Below are 18,001 nucleotides of genomic sequence, written 5' to 3' on the forward strand. Positions count from 1 at the left end.
TGCTATTGCTGTGTTCTCTGTTATCGTTACCGTAACAGGCTTAATATCATAACACCCTGTTACAGATTCTAACTTGATATAATAAGTCCCACTTGTAGTAATTGCACTTGGAGTAGCTAATGTATTTGTTGCTGTTGCATCTGTCCAATATGTAAATGCACCTCCAGAAGGTGTACTTCCTACTGTAACAGCTGCTGCAGTGATATCTACTGCTCCACACGCCGCTACAGGGTTCGTTATTGTTAAATTTGGTACTGCTTCAGTATTAACTGTAGCACTAGTTCCAACTCCTTGTCCTTGAGTATTATTTCCATTATCAGCTGCTCCTCCAGTATTTACTAAATTAGGAACCCCATTGGCATCAACTCCTCCATTGGCTCCGATATCAATTCTACCTACGTGTGTCCCAGAAGATATTAAATCGTTTTGATCTACGTTTTCACTTCCTTCAACCGCATCATAACAACCATCTCCATCTGAATCTGTATCTAAATAATTAGGTAAGGTATCTCCATCTGTATTTTCACAAGCAAATACCTGAACTTCTGCTAATGATAATATTCTACCAGTTCCTTCTAAACGAATTCTTACAAATTGCCCCGTTATAAATGAAGATAAATTCACTGTAGTAGAACCGCTTACTGAGCCTGAATGGTTATAAGTATATATTACGGTTGATGAACTATCTAATATTTCTAATATAAAGTTATTTAATCTTGTAGTACAACAATCTGTTCTATTCCATACTACTATTTGCGTAATGGCTTCTTCCGATCCTAAGTCAACTTGCCACCAAGGGTTATCTTCTGTGTTTGTATGGGTAGTTGATTGTGGTGAACCAAAATAATTCCCATTAGTTGTACCATCTATTGCTCTTTCAGGCACTCCCCCATAATCTATTGAACTTTGTGTAGCTGTTCCTGATTCAGCTACATTTAATGTACCAGTACATTCAACAGTATCTAAAATCCCATCATTATCATCGTCTAAATCGACACGGTCTACATATGAGTCTCCATCTGAGTCAACAGCAGAACCATTAATTGTTATTATTAAGTTTGCTGTATCTGAAGCCGAACCATCTGATAAAGTGTATTGAAAAGTTTCAGTTAATGTTTGACCTACTAATAAATTAATTACTGCTGGGTTACTTGTATCTGGTGTATAAATGTAACTTCCATCTGCTTGCGCAATAATACTCCCGTATGTACCAGCATAGGATACTCCAAGATTTGCTGCACTTCCATCTATCTCTGTTAACAAAGTAGTTACAACATTATTTTGCCAATAAATATCAGATACTCCTGCTATTTGCGGACTTGGATCAGAAGCTGTAACATTCGGTCCGTAGTTATAACTTATTTTTAATTCATCTATAGGCTGGTCAAAAAACACATTTAAATTCCCAGTAGCATCCTCTGGAATAGCTACTCCCGTACCATAAAAAGTATTGGCACCTACTTGAGTTACTCCGCCGGTAGTTGTAAAATTAAAACTTACTGGCGTACCGTTTAAACTTCCTTCAACTGTAACTTGATCTTGCCAGGTATTACCTTGAGAATAATCTAAATCTGTAATTAAAAAACCAAGGTTATAAACAGCTTGATCAAAATCAATGGTAATAGTATGATCTTGAGAACTTGTAGTAGTTCCATCTGCTGTAAGTCTTAAATATCCAGTATGCCCTCCATTAGCTAAATAAGAAACTTGATGATTAGAAGAACTACCTAAACCATCTGGGTCATTTGATGATAAAGTGATGCCAACCCCATCTATAGTCAGACTAGTTCCATTTACATTTGAATTATCTGCATATTGACTTTCCCAAACCAACTCTGATACCCCTCTATCAATAATATCTTGACCATCTCCAGTATCATCTGTTATTAAATTCCCTGTAGTATCTACTTCTGTAAAAGCAGTAATACTATCTGTATTATTTACTGCATCTGGCAAGTCATTAACCCCATTAATTGTTATGGTTAAAATCCCATAATCTGTATATCCATCAACATCTTCAACTGTATAAGAAATAACATCATCTAAGGAGGCTCCTGCTTTTAAACCATAAACTGCTGGATTATTCTCATCTACATTATATGTATAACTACCATTAGATTGTATAGTTACACTACCATATAAAGTTGTATAAGTATTGCCAACCATAGCAGGATAAACATCTACTTCTGAAACAAATAACCCTGTCCCAGCATCTGGAGTCCCGTCAGTTAACACATTACCAGAAATCGCGCCTGTATTATTAGCTAAAACACTATTAGTTTCATCGTAAACGATTACAGGCGGCACAACTGTAAATGTTACATTATCTATAAATATTCTATCACTACCACCCCAAGAATTATCTGTCCCAACAATCCAAATTTCAGAATTAGCCGATATTTGCCCCGAAGTTAACGGATGATTAATTGATGAGTTTGTATTCGTATTAATTGTCCCTACTATATCATAGTTTGATGTATCATTATTATACAAAAGAATATACAATCCTTCACCCCCTCTATTAGTCGCATAATAATCTAATGTTAAAGTCACAGTACTTCCAGGTGTAACCCCGCTTAAATCAAGGTATCTAAAAATACTTCTATCATCTATATTCTGAAACCTAAGCCTTCCATTACTCCTCACCTGGATTCTACCATTAGCAGGATCATCATCATCATTATCTTCTATCCAATCAGAGGCAAAATTTTGATTACCATTATTATTTGAATATGAAATTGAATTAAAATTATCTATGTATGTAGTTTGACCGTAAAAACTAACTATAGACAGAAAAGAAAGAATAAAAAAAACAATTAAAGTCTTATTAAAAACAATAGTTTTTTTTCTAGATTGAGGGTAATAATTCTCCATATATACAACGTTGTGTTCTATACTATTTTATTTAACTAACTATAAAATTTGGGCATAAAAAAACCCACAAAATTAACGTTAGTACTTACTAACATAAATTTTGGGGGGCTTACTATATAATTCGGGTACTGCAAAGATATACTTTATTGCTACTTTTCAAATAGTTAGAGGTATTTTTTAATGATTTAGTCACGTTTTTTTTAATGATAACAAAAAAATATTAAAATTAAATCTAAAATAAAAAAAAGCTATACAAAAATACTATTTTAACAGTTTTTAAGAAAAAAAACAAAAAAAACACCCACAACCACCCAACAAACAAAAAAACACTTCTTAAAACCGTTTAAAATACGTTTTTAACTTTTCAACCACAATTTCTACTTCTTTTTTTGAGGTTAGAACACTAAACGAAAAACGAACAGAAGATTTTTTAGCTTCATCATCATTTAAAAAAGACTGTAACACATGAGACCCTTTTGAACTACCACTTTGACAAGCACTTCCACCAGAAACCGAAATTCCTTGTAAATCTAAATTAAACAACAACATTTTATCCTCAACAGGAAAACGTACATTTAAAATTGTATAACTACTTTTTTCTAAATCATCAGAACAACCATTAAAAGCTATTTCGTTTGAAATTTCCTTAAAACTATCTAACAAATACTTTTTTACATCCTTAATATATATGGTGTCTTTTTCTAAATTTTGATAAGCAATAGACAATGCTTTTTCCATACCTAAAATAGCATGCACATTTTCGGTACTAGACCGAGCACCTTTTTCCTGAGCTCCACCATGAAACATTGGCTTAACTGGATATTCCTTTTTTACTATAGCAAATCCAACTCCTTTTGGACCATGAAATTTATGAGCACTTGCCGCAATAAAATCTACAGGGATTTTTTGTAAATCTAAATTATAATGTCCGATCCCCTGAACAGTATCTGAATGAAACAATGCATTATGCTTTTTACATAATTCAGAAACTCTTTCAATAGACAGTAAATTTCCTATTTCATTATTCACCCACATTAAACTCACCAAAACCTTATCAGTTTCTTGAGCTAGTTTATTTTCCAAATCCTCTAATACAATCCCACCTCTATAATCAACATCTACATACAACACCTTTATATTATACTCTTTTTCTAAAAACTGTACTGTATGCAAAACAGCATGATGTTCTATTCGAGAAGTGATTATTGTTTTTACTCCCAAACCTGTAACTGCATTATGCAAAATTAAATTATCAGCTTCCGTTCCGCCAGCTGTAAAAATGATTTCTGAAGCCGTAATATTAAAGTGTTTAGCTATATTTTTTCTTGCTGTTTCAACTGCCGCTTTTGCCTTACGACCAAATTTATGCGTAGAAGAAGGATTACCGAAATTTTCTTGCATCGATTTTTGCATCACCTCAATTACTTCTGGCAGCATAGGTGTTGTTGCTGCATTATCTAAATAAATGGAATTCATTTTGTAAAAATACTATTAAATAGCGTTTTGATAAATATAAACTTCTGTAGCCCCTAAACCATATTTTTGATACGATGCATCATAATATTTAACAGGATAATTGTTCAACATAAAATGCAACTCAGTTTTTAACACTCCTTCACCAACCCCATGAATAAACACAATTTTAGAAATCTTTTTTCGGATACAATATTCTAATTTAGCTTTAGCTGCATCTATTTGCAATGTTAAAATATCATAATTATCCATTCCTCTAGTTGATTTCACTAATTTTTCTGCGTGTAAATCAACCTCCATAACTACTTCATTTTTTTGTTTTACAAAAGGTGTTTTTTTCTTCTTTACTTCAAAAACCTTTTCTCTTAACATCTTATTATTAATGTCAGAATATTTCGACAATTCAGATTGCTCCTCCTCTAATTTCACCAATTCAGAAGCCAAAAACCGATACTCCATCCCTTCTTCATCTTTAATAAAAACTGTTTCTTTTTCTATTTTTATTACATATCCTTTAATCACATCATCTAAAACAGCTACTTTATTACCAATTTCTAAACGCATTCTTAACTTTTACTTAATTATCAAAAAAGGCTTTACACCTTACTTTTGCAAAAGTAAAATTTTAAGCGCAGGTAATTAAATGACTAAAATTAAAAATCTAAACACAACTACTTTTTTTACAGAAGCTAAAGAAAGTACTTCTATCTCTGGCGACAGAAAAGATTTGTTACTAGATATTGCTGATAGTATTGTTGATGAGTTTAAAGACCGTGAAAAATTAAGTCTAAATTTTATTTGCACACATAACTCAAGAAGAAGCCAAATAGCACAAGTTTGGAGTTTTTTTGCTATTGAATATTTTAATTTAGGAAATATTTTTTCTTTTTCTGGAGGAACAGAAGTCACAGCTTTTCACAGAAACACTGTTAGAACACTACAAGAAGTTGGCTTTAACTTTAATGTTGTTGATTTCTCTCATCAAAACCCTAAGTACTTAATCTCTTTTAAAGACACTAAAAAGTCTATTATAGGCTACTCAAAAACTTTTGACGACCCCCATAATAGTTTCCCATACATAGCAATTACCACTTGTGACAGTGCTGATGAAAACTGTCCTTTTATACCAGATGCTTTAGAGCGTTTTCATCTACCTTTTACAGACCCAAAATTTTCTGACAATACAGATTTAACTTCAGAAACCTATCTTAAAACTAATCAAGATATTGCTGGCGAGATTTTTATAATTTTTGAAGAAGTTAAAAGACAGTTAAACGAATAAAAAAGCTTCACAAATGTGAAGCTTTTTTTACACCTCAGTATCTTTATCATAAGGAATGTTCTTCAACAAATAATTAATAGCTGTTATTCTTGCTACTGTTTTCCTATTCCCTCGAATAACTCGCCAAGGAGCTATCTTAGTATTTGTTTTAGAAAACATAGCTTTTTTGTACTCCGTGTAATCATCCCACAACTCTTGTGCTCTTTCATCTACAGGAGTCATTTTCCATTGTTTTAACGGATTGTTTTTAATATCTAAAAAACGTTTTGCTTGTTCTCTTTTTGTAATTGACATATAAATTTTAACCAAGCGAATACCTGACTCTAAAATCATTCTTTCAAAATCATTTACTTGATTCATAAAAACCTCATATTCTTTTTGAGTACAAAAACCATTTACAGGTTCTACAACCGCCCTGTTATACCAACTTCTGTTAAAAAACACAATTTCACCAGCTTTAGGAAATTGCTCTACATAACGCTGAAAATACCATTGAGTTCTTTGGTCTTCGGTTGGTTTAGGTAACGCTACAATTCGCATATGACGTGGATTTATTCGCTCAGTAATTCTACGAATTGCCCCACCTTTTCCTGCGGCATCTCTACCTTCAAACAATACTATTATTCGCTCATTATTTTCAATAGCCCAAGTTTGCATTCGAATAATCTCTACTTGCAACTTCTTAAGCTTACGCTCATAATCTACATAACGAATAGCCCTCTCATAATTTAATGTTTTACGAGAAAGAATAGCTTTTAACCCTTTATTAGAATTTAATTTCTTTACATCAGAAACTGTTAACTCTTTTTCTTCCATAGCTTAATCTATAAATTCATTTACCGATCTATAATACCTCATTACTACATTAGGATCTGGACTTAATATTGTTTTAGCCTCTTCTTTTCCGTCGTAACTAAATTGTGACAGTACATAACGAATTGCCTCTAACCTAGCCGTCTTCTTATCGTTTGTTTTTATAATCATCCAAGGACAATATGTCGTATGAGTTTTACTAAACATTTCGTCTTTATAATACGTGTATTTATCCCAAAGCTCTTGCCCTTTTTTATCTACCGGACTAAATTTCCATCGCTTTAATGGATTATCATTTCTAGCATCAAATCTTTTTAATTGCTCATCTTTAGTAATAGACAACCAGAACTTTATCACAACTACCCCGTCTTCATACAGCATATGTTCAAACTCAGGTACCTGTACTAAAAATTTTTTGTATTGCGCCTCTGTACAAAACCCCATTACAGGTTCAACAACCGCCCTATTATACCAACTTCTATCAAAAAAAACAATCTCACCCGGATTAGGCAACTCTTTTATATAACGCTGAAAATACCATTGCCCTTTTTCAACCTCAGTAGGTTTATTTAAAGCGACCAACCTTGTAGAACGAGGGTTTAAATGCTCCATAAATCTACGAATATTCCCTCCTTTTCCTGCAGCATCTCTACCTTCAAAAATCACAGCAACTCGTTTATTAGTTTTAGCAATCCATTGTTGTAATTTAACGAGTTCAATTTGTAAATTTCTTAACTCTTCTTCATACAACAAAGACTTTTCAACTTTGGTAAAAGGAATGTTTTTTTCCTTTATCAAAGCTATTAATTCTTTATTATTTTGAACAGATTTGAAGTCTTCGGCAGTTAATTCTATTTTATCTTTCATTCCGAACCAATATAGTTGACTAAAGTAATGATTATTATGTTAAAAAAAATATTTTAACACTTATAAAAGTTATATTTGACACCGTGAAAAAGTTTTTATATACCCTATTGTTTTTCATTTCCTTACCTGTAATTGCTCAAAGGAAATATGCTAAAGAATTTAGTTTTTACAACGATAACGACTTGTATACTTCTACTTATCAAGATAGATATTACACAAACGGAATGTTTTTTTCTTATCGTTATTTAGCAAATAACGATAATTCAACTATTGAAAAGAAAATTTTCGAGTTTCAAATAGGTCACAAAATGTATACACCTCATAAGGCTACCGTAGATCAAAAGACTGATCACGACCGCCCTTTTGCGGCATATTTATACGGAAGTTTTGGTTTTCATAATTTTTACTCAAATAATTCCGCTCTTAAAATTTCAGCTCAAATTGGAGTTATAGGACCATCAGCTTTAGGTTGGGAGTTGCAAGATTTAATCCATGATATTTATGGTTTTAAAAAGGCTATTGGATGGAAATACCAAATAGCAAATGCCTTTGCCTTTAACTTAAACTCAAATTATAAAAAAACACTTTTTGCTGATACAAAAAATACATTTGATATTACTTGGAATAACAACTTTAGACTAGGAACAGTTTTTACCGATATTTCAACTGGACTTTACACAAGAATAGGATTTAAACCCTTGCAAAAGATAGTAAATTCAATTGCTTTTAACAGTAATTTAAACAACAAAAACACTAACTATAATAATGAGGCTGAAGTGTTTTTTTTCGTAAACCCTATGATACATTATGTGTTGTACGATGCAACCATACAAGGAAGTTTTTTAAACGATAACAGCATGATTACTTACGATGTAAAACCTATTAAATTCACTACACAATTTGGCATACGTTTTACTAGTAATCGTTTTAATTTTGGATACATCGTTAACCTACATACTAAAAAACTAAAAAGCCTTCGAGTTCCTAACACAAATTTTTACGGAACCATTATCTTAAACTATCAATTTAACTAACACAAAAAGTATTACTAAATTTATTTTAATAATCGTTAAATTAAGATATATTTGTAAATCCAACAAAAAGAAAGAATCATAAATGAAATTTATTGTATCTAGCTCTCAGTTATTAAAGCAACTACAAGTTTTAGGAGGAGTTATTAATAGTAATAATACATTACCAATCTTAGACAATTTTTTATTTGAATTATCTGAAAATCAACTAAAAGTTTCTGCTTCAGACTTAGAAACAACCATGAGTGCTGTGGTTGAAGTTGAAAGCACAGACACAAGCTCTATAGCTATTAATGCTCGATTATTACTAGATACTTTAAAGACATTTCCTGATCAACCTTTAACTTTCAAAACAGAAAGTGATAGCACTATTGAAATTATTTCTGAGCAAGGAAAGTATGATATGGCATATTTTAGTGGAGAAGAATTCCCTAAAGCTGTTGAGTTACCTTCACCAAGCAGCACAGAAGTTCCTTCTCACATCTTAGCAACTGCTATTTCAAAAACTATTTTTGCAGCAGGAAATGATGATTTACGACCAGTAATGAGTGGAGTTTTCTTTCAATTCAACTCTAAAGAATTGACTTTTGTTGCTACAGATGCTCATAAATTAGTAAAATATACAAGAACCGATGTGACTGCTGAAAAATCTGCAGAATTCATCATGCCTAAAAAACCTTTAAATCTATTAAAAGGAATTTTATCTGGTTCTGAAGAAAATGTAACGATTGAATATAACGATACAAATGCAAAATTTACTTTTGATAACGTTGTCTTAGTATGTCGTTTAATCGATGGAAAATACCCGAATTACGAAGCGGTTATTCCAAAGGAAAATCCAAACAAATTAACAGTAGATAGAGCTTCTTTCTTAAACTCTGTTAAACGTGTTTCTATTTTCTCTAGTAAAACAACACATCAAATTCGTTTAAAAATGGCAGGAACAGAATTAAATATTTCTGCTGAAGATTTAGATTACGCAAATAAAGCAGACGAACGTTTAAGTTGCGATTACCAAGGAGATGATATGCAAATTGGGTTTAACTCTCGTTTTTTAAGTGAAATGTTAAACAATTTAAGTGCTAACGATGTACAATTAGAAATGAGCTTACCTAACAGAGCAGGTATTTTAACCCCAATTGATGGTACTGAAGAAGGAGAACATGTTACAATGCTAGTTATGCCAGTAATGTTAAACAGCTAACATTTTTCTCTAAAATATATGATCAAAAACCACAACTTTGCGTTGTGGTTTTTTCTTTTTAACTGATAATCAAATATTAAGAATTTTGTTAACATCTTTCACTTTCATAAACCATAAATAATTGTAAATTTACCTCTTTCAAACTTTATAAAAATAATGGGTAGAATTATTGCAATTGCAAATCAAAAAGGAGGTGTAGGTAAAACTACTACTACGGTAAATTTAGCTGCTTCTCTTGGTGTTCTAGAAAAAAAAGTATTATTAATTGATGCAGACCCACAGGCCAACGCCACTTCTGGCTTAGGCTTAGATGTTGAAAGTATTGAATTAGGTACATATCAGGTTTTAGAACACACCATATCCCCTAAAGATGCAATTTTAAAAACCGATTCACCCAATGTAGATTTAATCCCCGCCCATATTGATTTAGTTGCCATCGAAATAGAATTGGTAGATAAACAACAAAGAGAATACATGCTTAAAAATGCTTTACAAGAAGTAAAAGATGAGTATGACTATATTTTAATTGACTGTGCGCCTTCTTTAGGATTAATTACATTAAACTCCCTTGTGGCAGCAGATTCGGTTATTATTCCAATTCAATGTGAATATTTTGCTTTAGAAGGATTAGGTAAATTATTAAACACAATTAAAAGTGTTCAGAAAATTCACAATCAAAGTTTAGAGATTGAAGGATTATTGTTAACCATGTTCGATGCTCGTTTACGACTATCTAACCAAGTAGTTGAAGAAGTTAGAAAACACTTTAGCTCTATGGTTTTTGAAACCGTTGTACACAGAAACATTCGTTTAAGTGAAGCACCAAGTTACGGTGAAAGTATAATTTCTTACGATGCTACCAGTAAAGGTGCGGTAAATTACTTAAATTTGGCGAACGAAATCTTAAATAAAAACGCGTAATTTTAATGGCAAAAGCAACTAAAAAACAAGCTTTAGGTAGAGGATTATCTGCATTATTAAAAGAAACTGCTGATGTAAATTCTGCAGAAGATAAAAATGCTGATAAATTAGTAGGTAATATTGTTGAAATCAGTATTGACTCTATTGACGTAAATCCTTTTCAACCAAGAACTTATTTTGATGAAGAAGCATTACGCGAATTAGCAAGCTCTATTAAAGAACTTGGTGTTATTCAGCCAATAACCGTTCGAAAGTTAGAGAGTAACAAATTTCAATTAGTATCTGGTGAACGCCGTTTTAGAGCTTCAAAATTAATAGGAAACAAAACTATTCCTGCATATATTCGTTTAGCTAACGATCAAGAAATGCTTGAAATGGCTATTGTTGAAAACATTCAACGTAAGAACTTAGATCCTATTGAAGTTGCTCTTTCATACCAACGTTTAATTGACGAAATTAACCTTACTCAAGAAGAAATGAGTATTCGTGTTGGTAAAAAAAGATCAACAATCACCAACTATTTACGTTTATTAAAATTAGATCCAATCATTCAAACAGGAATGAGAGATGGGTTTATTTCTATGGGACATGGTCGTGCTTTAATCAATGTAGATAGCACAATCGATCAATTAAACATTTACGAAAAAATACTAAGAGATAAGTTATCGGTTCGTCAAACAGAAGAGTTAGTTAAAAACTTAAAAGCTGGTACAGTAACTAAAACAGCTAAGAAAAAAGCGTTACCTAAATACATTTCTGAAAGTGTTAAAGGAATGAGTGAATACTTTGGTAACAAAGTAGACGTTACTGTAAATAATAGAGGGAAAGGAAAAATATCTATCTCTTTTACTTCTGAAGAAGATTTTAACCGTATTAAAAATTTACTAAAGTAATATTGCATACTTTACGAAACATATTAATAATAACTGCTGTCTTTTTGTGTCAACTAAGTTTTGCTCAAAAAGACAGTACTCGTATTAAAGCTAAACAGTTACAAATAGTTCCAGAATACAATCCGTTGTCTCCTTCGAAAGCAGCATTTTATTCGGCTATTTTACCTGGAGCTGGTCAAATTTACAACAATCGTTATTGGTGGCAACTTCCTGCTATTTATGGTGGACTTGTATTTTTTACTTACCAATACATTGATAATGATAACCAATACGACAGATATAGAACTGCTTTCAAATTAAGAAGTCAAGGATTACCCGATGAATTTAATGGTTTAAATGGAAATCCGAACATATCCACTGCTGGTTTAGAAAACGCTCAAAAAGTACTACGAAAAAACAGAGATTTATCATTATTAGGAGCAGTAGTCGTCTACGTTTTACAAATTGTTGAAGCAAGTGTTAGAGCACATCTTTTACAATTTGAGACCAATGATAATCTTTCTATAAGCCCTACAGTTACTCCAGACCCTATGCTGGTAGAAGCTCCAAAAGTAGGATTTAGATTAAAATATTCTTTTTAAATGAAACGAGCATCCGAAGTTTTTTTCACACAGTGGAATCAAAATAAGCGAGTTACATGTGTATCATTTAAAAAAATAAAATTATAAACACATGAAAATAGCCTTACTTGGTTACGGAAGAATGGGTAAAGAAATTGAAAAAATTGCTTTACAAAGAGGTCATGAAATTGTAATAAAATCTTCCGGCAAAGAAACTTATGATATTACTGAAGCAGATGTAGCAATTGATTTTAGCATCCCTTTATCGGCGTATAAAAATATTAGTAATTGTATTAACAACAACATCCCTGTAATTTCAGGAACCACAGGTTGGTTAGATAAATACAACGACATTGTTTCACTTTGCAATCAAAAAAATGGAGCTTTTATTTACGCTTCTAACTTCAGTTTAGGAGTCAATATCTTTTTTGAGCTAAACAATCAATTAGCAAAAATGATGGATACACTTGAGGAATACAATGTTTCTATCGAAGAAATTCATCATATAAAAAAATTAGATGCTCCAAGTGGTACTGCCATTACTTTAGCCGAAGGAATTATTGAGAATTCAAAAGAAATAAACGAGTGGAGTTTACTACCCGAAACGAAAGATAATGCCGTTCCTATTACAGCTGTAAGAACTCCAGAAGTTCCTGGAACTCATACAATATCTTACGATTCAGAAATAGATTCTATTGAAATTAAACATACAGCTCATAACCGAAAAGGATTTGCACTAGGTGCAGTTGTTGCTGCCGAATGGCTAGTTGGAAAAACTGGAGTTTTTACGATGAAAGATGTGTTAAACATAGGTTAAAACACGTAACAAAATAATATTTAAGACACTAATACTCTCAAAAGAATAAAATATAGGAATTATGACATTTACCGAATGGTTTTTAGTTTTTCTACTACTACAAGTAATTCACTTTTTAGGTACTTGGAAATTATATATAAAAGCAGGAAGAAAAGCTTGGGAAGCAGCCATACCTGTTTATAATGCTATTGTATTAATGCAAATAATAAATCGCCCAAAATGGTGGGTTATTTTATTATTTATTCCAATAGTAAACCAACTAATGTTTCCAATAATTTGGATAGAAACCTGTAGAAGTTTCGGTTTTAATCAAAGAAAAGATACGCTCTTAGCTATATTTACTCTTGGTTTATATATTTATTATATAAACTATGCTACTGATGCAAAATATATTGAAGACCGTAGCTTACAACCAAGAACAGCTTTAGGAGAATGGGTGAGCTCTATTGCATTTGCAGTTATCGCTGCAACTTTAGTGCATACTTATTTTATGCAACCTTACACAATACCTACCTCGTCTTTAGAAAAAACATTATGGGTAGGAGATTTCTTATTTGTTAGTAAGTTTCACTACGGAGCTCGTGTACCAATGACAACCGTTTCTACACCAATGGCTCATGATACTATTCCTGGTTTAGGAGTTAAATCATTCCTTTCTGATGATAAAAATAAAAACGGATTGTTAAATAAATTATCACTTCCGTATTTAAGATTACCTGGACTTCAAAAAATTAAAAGAAACGAAATTGTAGTATTCAGTTGGCCATCAGACACCTTAAACTTAATGTGGGGTGACAAATCTGGAAAAGCAACCTACAAACCAATAGACAAGCGTACAAACTACGTAAAACGTTGCGTAGGTATACCAGGAGATAGTTTAGAGGTTAGAGATGGTTATGTTTATATAAACGGAAAGAGAACTGTTTTACCAGACAGAGCTAAACCACAATGGCACTTTTTAGTGGATACTGATGGTGAAAAGTTTTCTAGAGGAGCAATACAGCGCTATAATATAAGAGAAGGGTTTATAAGAAAAAATGGAACTTACTTATTAAACCTTACTGATGAAGAAGCTGCTGATATGAAGAACAATCCGATTGTTAAAAGTATTGAAAAGCAAATTCAACCAAAAGGAACTTACGACCAATCTGTTTTTCCACACGATCCAAGATATGCTTGGTCTAACGATAACTTTGGCCCTATTTACATTCCTAAAAAAGGAGCTACAGTTGAGTTAAATGCTAAAACAATTCCTTTTTATGAGCAAATTATTCGTAGATATGAAGGAAATGATTTAGAATTCGTTGGAGACGATATTTATATCAACGGAAAAAAGACCGACACATATACTTTTAAGCAAGATTATTATTGGATGATGGGTGATAACCGTCAACGCTCTTTAGATGCTCGTAACTGGGGTTATGTTCCTTTTGATCATGTTGTAGGTAAACCTGTTATGATTTGGCTAAGTTGGGATGCAGATGCACCGAATTTTTTAGCTAAACTACAGTCTATTCGTTGGGATAGAATGTTTACTACTGTTCACGGTTCTGGAAAACCAGTTTCTTATTTATGGGTAGTCATTTTATTAATATTCGGTTATACAATTTATAGTTTTAGAAAAGGTAAAGAGAAAAAATAATGGCAATTTTTATACCTACCTACTTTTCCCCCATTGCTCAATATGCAGCTATTTTCAAAGAGAATGAAGTTGTTTTTGAAGTAGAAGATAACTTTCAAAAACAAACCTATAGAAATCGTTGTTATATTTACGGTGCTAATGGAAAACTATCGTTAAACATTCCTATTAAGCATCAAACTACGGAAGGGAGAAAGAAGTCAAAAGACACTTTAGTAGAAAATGATTTCCCTTGGCAACAACAACATTATAAATCCTTACAAAGTGCTTATAGAGCTTCTCCTTTCTTTGAATTTTACGAAGATGATTTGCAATCTATTTTCAACAAAAAATACAAGTATCTTCAAGATGTAAATATTGATACTTTTTTATTTATTACTGATGCTTTAGAACTTTCTCAAAAATTTAAAAAGACATCAGAATACATAATGGATATTGATAATGACTACAGAAGTTTAGCCATCGCTAAAAAAGGAGTTGAAATTGATATGGACAACTACATCCAAATGTTTGATGACAAATTTGGTTTTATTCCAAACCTATCTATTTTAGATTTACTTTTTATGGAAGGACCAAATACAGTTAGCTTTTTAGAGAAAATTAATGTAAATTTGAGATAGACTCAACTTTACCTACACTCTAAAATGGAACTTTTTAAAACTTTTGTACGTGACATTTATCCTGTTACCGCTAACTCTTTAAATAAACTTCAAGAGCTTGTTCAAATAAATGAATACAAAAAAGGAGAACATGTTGTTAAACTAGAGCAAACTCCTAATAAATTTTATATTTTATTTGAGGGTGTTATTAGATCTTTTTTTACAGATATAGAAGGAAAAGAACACACAAAGACTATTTATACTCCCATTATGACTTCTGGTAATTTAAGTGCTTTAATACAAAAAACTCCTTCAACACTTATTTACGAATGCTTAACAGATTGTAAAATATTTGAAGGTGATTACTATTCTTTTTTAGAACTATCTCAAAAACATCACGATATTACAATTTTTCATTATAAAATTTTGCAAAGTATATATATAAGAGAAGAGTCTAAAATCTTAGAATTATCTATGTTAAATGCCACTGACAGATACAAAAAACTAAAAGAACGTTTTCCTAAGATAGATAACTTAATCAATCAATATCATATTGCTTCTTATTTAAACATTAGCCCTGTACAGTTAAGTAGAATTAAAAAGAACTTACTTTTAAACTAAGACACATATTAACATATGTTAATGCGTTACACCTATACAGCCTTTAAATTTGCAATAATTAATAGGTTTTTCTCAAAACACTTGTAAAAGTGTTGTTTAGAGGCAGGTTTAACACTTGTTTTAGCCTGCCTTTTGCATTAATAAAACATTAATTGAAACTTTAACATTGTTTATATCTTAATTAATAGTTAAATTCGTTATGAGAACAACCTATTAATTATGAATAATGACATACGTCTCTTCATAGGTAAATTTTTAGATTTACCTGAAGAGATCATTACTGTGTTCGAAAATTTAGTCGAATACACAGAGCTACCTCCTATGTCGTACCTAGCTAAAACTGGGGAGTATTCTACAGATTTTTTTATTGTAAAATCTGGGATTGTAAGATCGTACTATCTAAATAACGACGGAAAAGAAAACACAAGGGCCTTATTTATACCTGGCTATGTTACAGGACCAACATCAGCTATGATGCGTAACATTCCTTCTGAATTAAACTATCAAACATTAACTAAAGTTACAGGCTATAGAGGAAACTTTCACGAATTAATAAAGCTTACTGAAAAACATCATGAACTGGCTCTATTTTACGTAAAAACATTAGAAGACGCTTTTTTAAAAGCAGAAAAAATTATTTTAGACATATCTACACTCAATGCGACAGAACGTTATACAGCGTTAAGAGAAAAGATTCCTAATATAGATAACATACTAGCTCAAAAATATATTGCTTCTTATTTAAACATCACTCCTGTTCAATTAAGTAGAATACGAAAAAAAATGTATTTGTAATTTTTTTTGGAAATTTTAAAAAAGCATCATATATTTACCGCTCGAAATATTCCCCTTATAGTATTTCGCCCTCTAAAAGACTTGTATCCCCTTAAAAGCAAGTCTTTTTTTATGCCCTAAACTTACCTAACACCTTTTTAATTACTCCGTTGAATTGTTGTGAAATATTAAGTTTTACTACAATAAACACGTAACTAACAACAATTAACACACTCTTTAACGCTATGTTTATTATTGGATGAATAGCAATGTCTTTGATATACAATTCTCCTACTGAAAAATTCCAAAAATTAAATAGAACATAAAAAACACCTATTACTAAAACCATTAAAAAAGTTTTATTAGTAAAAGGATTAATTTTCATTTTGCTTTGTACGAACCACAAACGGAATAATGCAAAAATCATAAAAGTAATTAAGGTTGATAATGCTAATCCATCTGTACCAAAACCTAATTCATTATAAAATAACTTATTTAATAAATATACAGATAAAGCAGATCCTACTCCTATAGGTAATGCTACTCTATAGAACTTAGAATTGGCTATAATCGACGGATTATTACCTAAAAACATAGACACTAATTTTGCTGATGAAATCATTAAAACCACCCAAACTCCATCAGCATATCCTTTTTCTGGCATTATTTTAAACAACTCTACAACATTAGTATTTACTAATACAAAAAACAGCCCTCCTATCAACAATAAATTAATTGAACTCTTTTTATATAAATTTTCAACTTCTTTAAAATTATTATCGTTAATTGTTTTAGAGGTTAGCGGTTGTAAAATCTGGGTCATTGCTCTACTAGGAGCTTCAATAAAAGAACCAATAAATACTGCTACAGTATAATATGCTGCAGCTTTAAAAGCTTCTTTACCAGGTATCATTACCTTATCAATATCTAAGATAATTGCACTTGCACTTCCTGCTAAAATTATATAAAACGAATAATTTAAAACCTCTTTGTAATTATCTGGCAACGAAAATGAAAACTTAGGTTTATATAAATTAAAAGCATATAGCATCATAATTAAAGCTCTAAGAATGTAAGCATATGATAGATAAATAATAAACTCTTGTTTGGTTATAACATTTAAGAAAACAGCAAATAATAAAATCATTACTGCTACTCTATTATACAACTCTTTTAAAACATTACCAAAAACAGATTGCATCTGCACTTTAGCCCACGAATAAAACACTTCAAAATAGGCACAGCAAATCGTTATTACATATATATAAATTGTATAATTTTCTATAATCTTATTCTCACTAGGAAAGTTTGCTATTATTCTATCTTGAAAGTAATCCCAGAAATAACCTAATGGAAGCGCAATTATTAAAGGGAGGAAAATTATACTACTTAAAAACTTATCCTTTTGCTCTTTATTTGAATAACTTGAAAAGAATTTTACGATTGTATATTGTACTCCAAATGCAGTTAAAGGCATTATGATATTTGAAGATGATAACACATACGAAACCAATCCATAATAATCTGACTTTAAAAAACGAGTATATAGGAACAACGTGTTTATCCCTCCTATTAAAAACCCTAAATAGATTACAAGAGTATTCTTAAACGACTGTTTAAATACGATTCCCAA

At 31.3% G+C, this 18,001-nt stretch carries 17 protein-coding genes; 11 read left to right on the forward strand and 6 right to left on the reverse strand.

Annotated features, from left to right (window positions below; all coding sequences use genetic code 11):
• From WH52_RS07490 to WH52_RS07500, 3 genes are all read right to left on the reverse strand, one after another.
• Positions 1–2,874 (reverse strand): VCBS domain-containing protein (locus tag WH52_RS07490; protein WP_198938408.1); only part of this gene is annotated, 2,874 nt, incomplete at its 3' end.
• A gap of 333 nt (positions 2,875–3,207) precedes the next feature.
• Positions 3,208–4,350, reverse strand: coding sequence for a cysteine desulfurase family protein (locus tag WH52_RS07495; RefSeq protein ID WP_086030334.1), 1,143 nt, complete (start codon positions 4,348–4,350; stop codon positions 3,208–3,210).
• 15 nt (positions 4,351–4,365) lie between these two features.
• The gene (locus WH52_RS07500) at positions 4,366–4,911 is read right to left on the reverse strand and encodes a Smr/MutS family protein (RefSeq protein WP_086030335.1); all 546 of its coding nucleotides are present in this window, start codon (positions 4,909–4,911) and stop codon (positions 4,366–4,368) included.
• Positions 4,912–4,990: 79 nt separating this feature from the next.
• On the opposite strand from WH52_RS07500, the gene WH52_RS07505 reads away from it, so the two are divergent.
• Positions 4,991–5,629, forward strand: a complete 639-nt coding sequence (locus tag WH52_RS07505; protein ID WP_086030336.1) for a low molecular weight phosphatase family protein — start codon at positions 4,991–4,993, stop codon at positions 5,627–5,629.
• A 27-nt stretch (positions 5,630–5,656) separates the two neighbouring features.
• On the opposite strand, the gene ppk2 (WH52_RS07510) is transcribed toward WH52_RS07505, so the two are convergent.
• A complete protein-coding gene (gene ppk2, locus WH52_RS07510) occupies positions 5,657–6,445 on the reverse strand; it encodes a polyphosphate kinase 2 (protein ID WP_086030337.1) in 789 nt (262 codons plus the stop codon).
• 3 nt (positions 6,446–6,448) lie between these two features.
• On the reverse strand, positions 6,449–7,309 hold the full coding sequence (gene ppk2, locus WH52_RS07515; RefSeq protein ID WP_086030338.1) for a polyphosphate kinase 2: 861 nt from the start codon (positions 7,307–7,309) through the stop codon (positions 6,449–6,451).
• A gap of 83 nt (positions 7,310–7,392) precedes the next feature.
• Between ppk2 (WH52_RS07515) and WH52_RS07520 the strand changes: the two genes are divergently transcribed.
• The 10 genes from WH52_RS07520 (at position 7,393) to WH52_RS07565 (ending at position 16,389) form a co-directional block, all read left to right on the forward strand.
• The gene (locus WH52_RS07520; protein ID WP_086030339.1) at positions 7,393–8,343 is read left to right on the forward strand and encodes a lipid A deacylase LpxR family protein; all 951 of its coding nucleotides are present in this window, start codon (positions 7,393–7,395) and stop codon (positions 8,341–8,343) included.
• A gap of 82 nt (positions 8,344–8,425) precedes the next feature.
• Positions 8,426–9,544: a DNA polymerase III subunit beta gene (gene dnaN / locus WH52_RS07525; protein WP_086030340.1), complete on the forward strand. Its 1,119-nt coding sequence runs from the start codon at positions 8,426–8,428 to the stop codon at positions 9,542–9,544.
• 156 nt (positions 9,545–9,700) lie between these two features.
• Positions 9,701–10,465 carry a ParA family protein gene (locus tag WH52_RS07530; RefSeq protein WP_086030341.1) on the forward strand — a complete coding sequence of 255 codons (765 nt, stop codon included), beginning with the start codon at positions 9,701–9,703 and terminating at the stop codon, positions 10,463–10,465.
• A 5-nt stretch (positions 10,466–10,470) separates the two neighbouring features.
• A complete protein-coding gene (locus tag WH52_RS07535) occupies positions 10,471–11,358 on the forward strand; it encodes a ParB/RepB/Spo0J family partition protein (protein ID WP_086030342.1) in 888 nt (295 codons plus the stop codon).
• Positions 11,359–11,402: 44 nt separating this feature from the next.
• The gene (locus WH52_RS07540; protein ID WP_233131533.1) at positions 11,403–11,939 is read left to right on the forward strand and encodes a DUF5683 domain-containing protein; all 537 of its coding nucleotides are present in this window, start codon (positions 11,403–11,405) and stop codon (positions 11,937–11,939) included.
• Positions 11,940–12,030: 91 nt separating this feature from the next.
• On the forward strand, positions 12,031–12,735 hold the full coding sequence (dapB, locus tag WH52_RS07545) for a 4-hydroxy-tetrahydrodipicolinate reductase (protein WP_086030344.1): 705 nt from the start codon (positions 12,031–12,033) through the stop codon (positions 12,733–12,735).
• A gap of 61 nt (positions 12,736–12,796) precedes the next feature.
• The gene (gene lepB / locus WH52_RS07550; protein WP_086030345.1) at positions 12,797–14,377 is read left to right on the forward strand and encodes a signal peptidase I; all 1,581 of its coding nucleotides are present in this window, start codon (positions 12,797–12,799) and stop codon (positions 14,375–14,377) included.
• On the forward strand, positions 14,377–14,994 hold the full coding sequence (locus tag WH52_RS07555; RefSeq protein WP_086030346.1) for a WbqC family protein: 618 nt from the start codon (positions 14,377–14,379) through the stop codon (positions 14,992–14,994). The genes lepB and WH52_RS07555 overlap by 1 nt, the downstream gene beginning before the upstream one ends.
• 24 nt (positions 14,995–15,018) lie before the next feature.
• On the forward strand, positions 15,019–15,594 hold the full coding sequence (locus WH52_RS07560) for a Crp/Fnr family transcriptional regulator (RefSeq protein ID WP_086030347.1): 576 nt from the start codon (positions 15,019–15,021) through the stop codon (positions 15,592–15,594).
• 219 nt (positions 15,595–15,813) lie between these two features.
• Positions 15,814–16,389 (forward strand): Crp/Fnr family transcriptional regulator, encoded by a 576-nt coding sequence (locus tag WH52_RS07565; RefSeq protein WP_086030348.1) that lies wholly within the window; start codon positions 15,814–15,816, stop codon positions 16,387–16,389.
• A 109-nt stretch (positions 16,390–16,498) separates the two neighbouring features.
• On the opposite strand, the gene WH52_RS07570 is transcribed toward WH52_RS07565, so the two are convergent.
• On the reverse strand, positions 16,499–18,001 hold the full coding sequence (locus WH52_RS07570; RefSeq protein WP_086030349.1) for a lipopolysaccharide biosynthesis protein: 1,503 nt from the start codon (positions 17,999–18,001) through the stop codon (positions 16,499–16,501).

It is taken from the genome of Tenacibaculum holothuriorum, from assembly GCF_002120225.1.
In the GTDB taxonomy this organism is placed as follows: domain Bacteria; phylum Bacteroidota; class Bacteroidia; order Flavobacteriales; family Flavobacteriaceae; genus Polaribacter; species Polaribacter holothuriorum.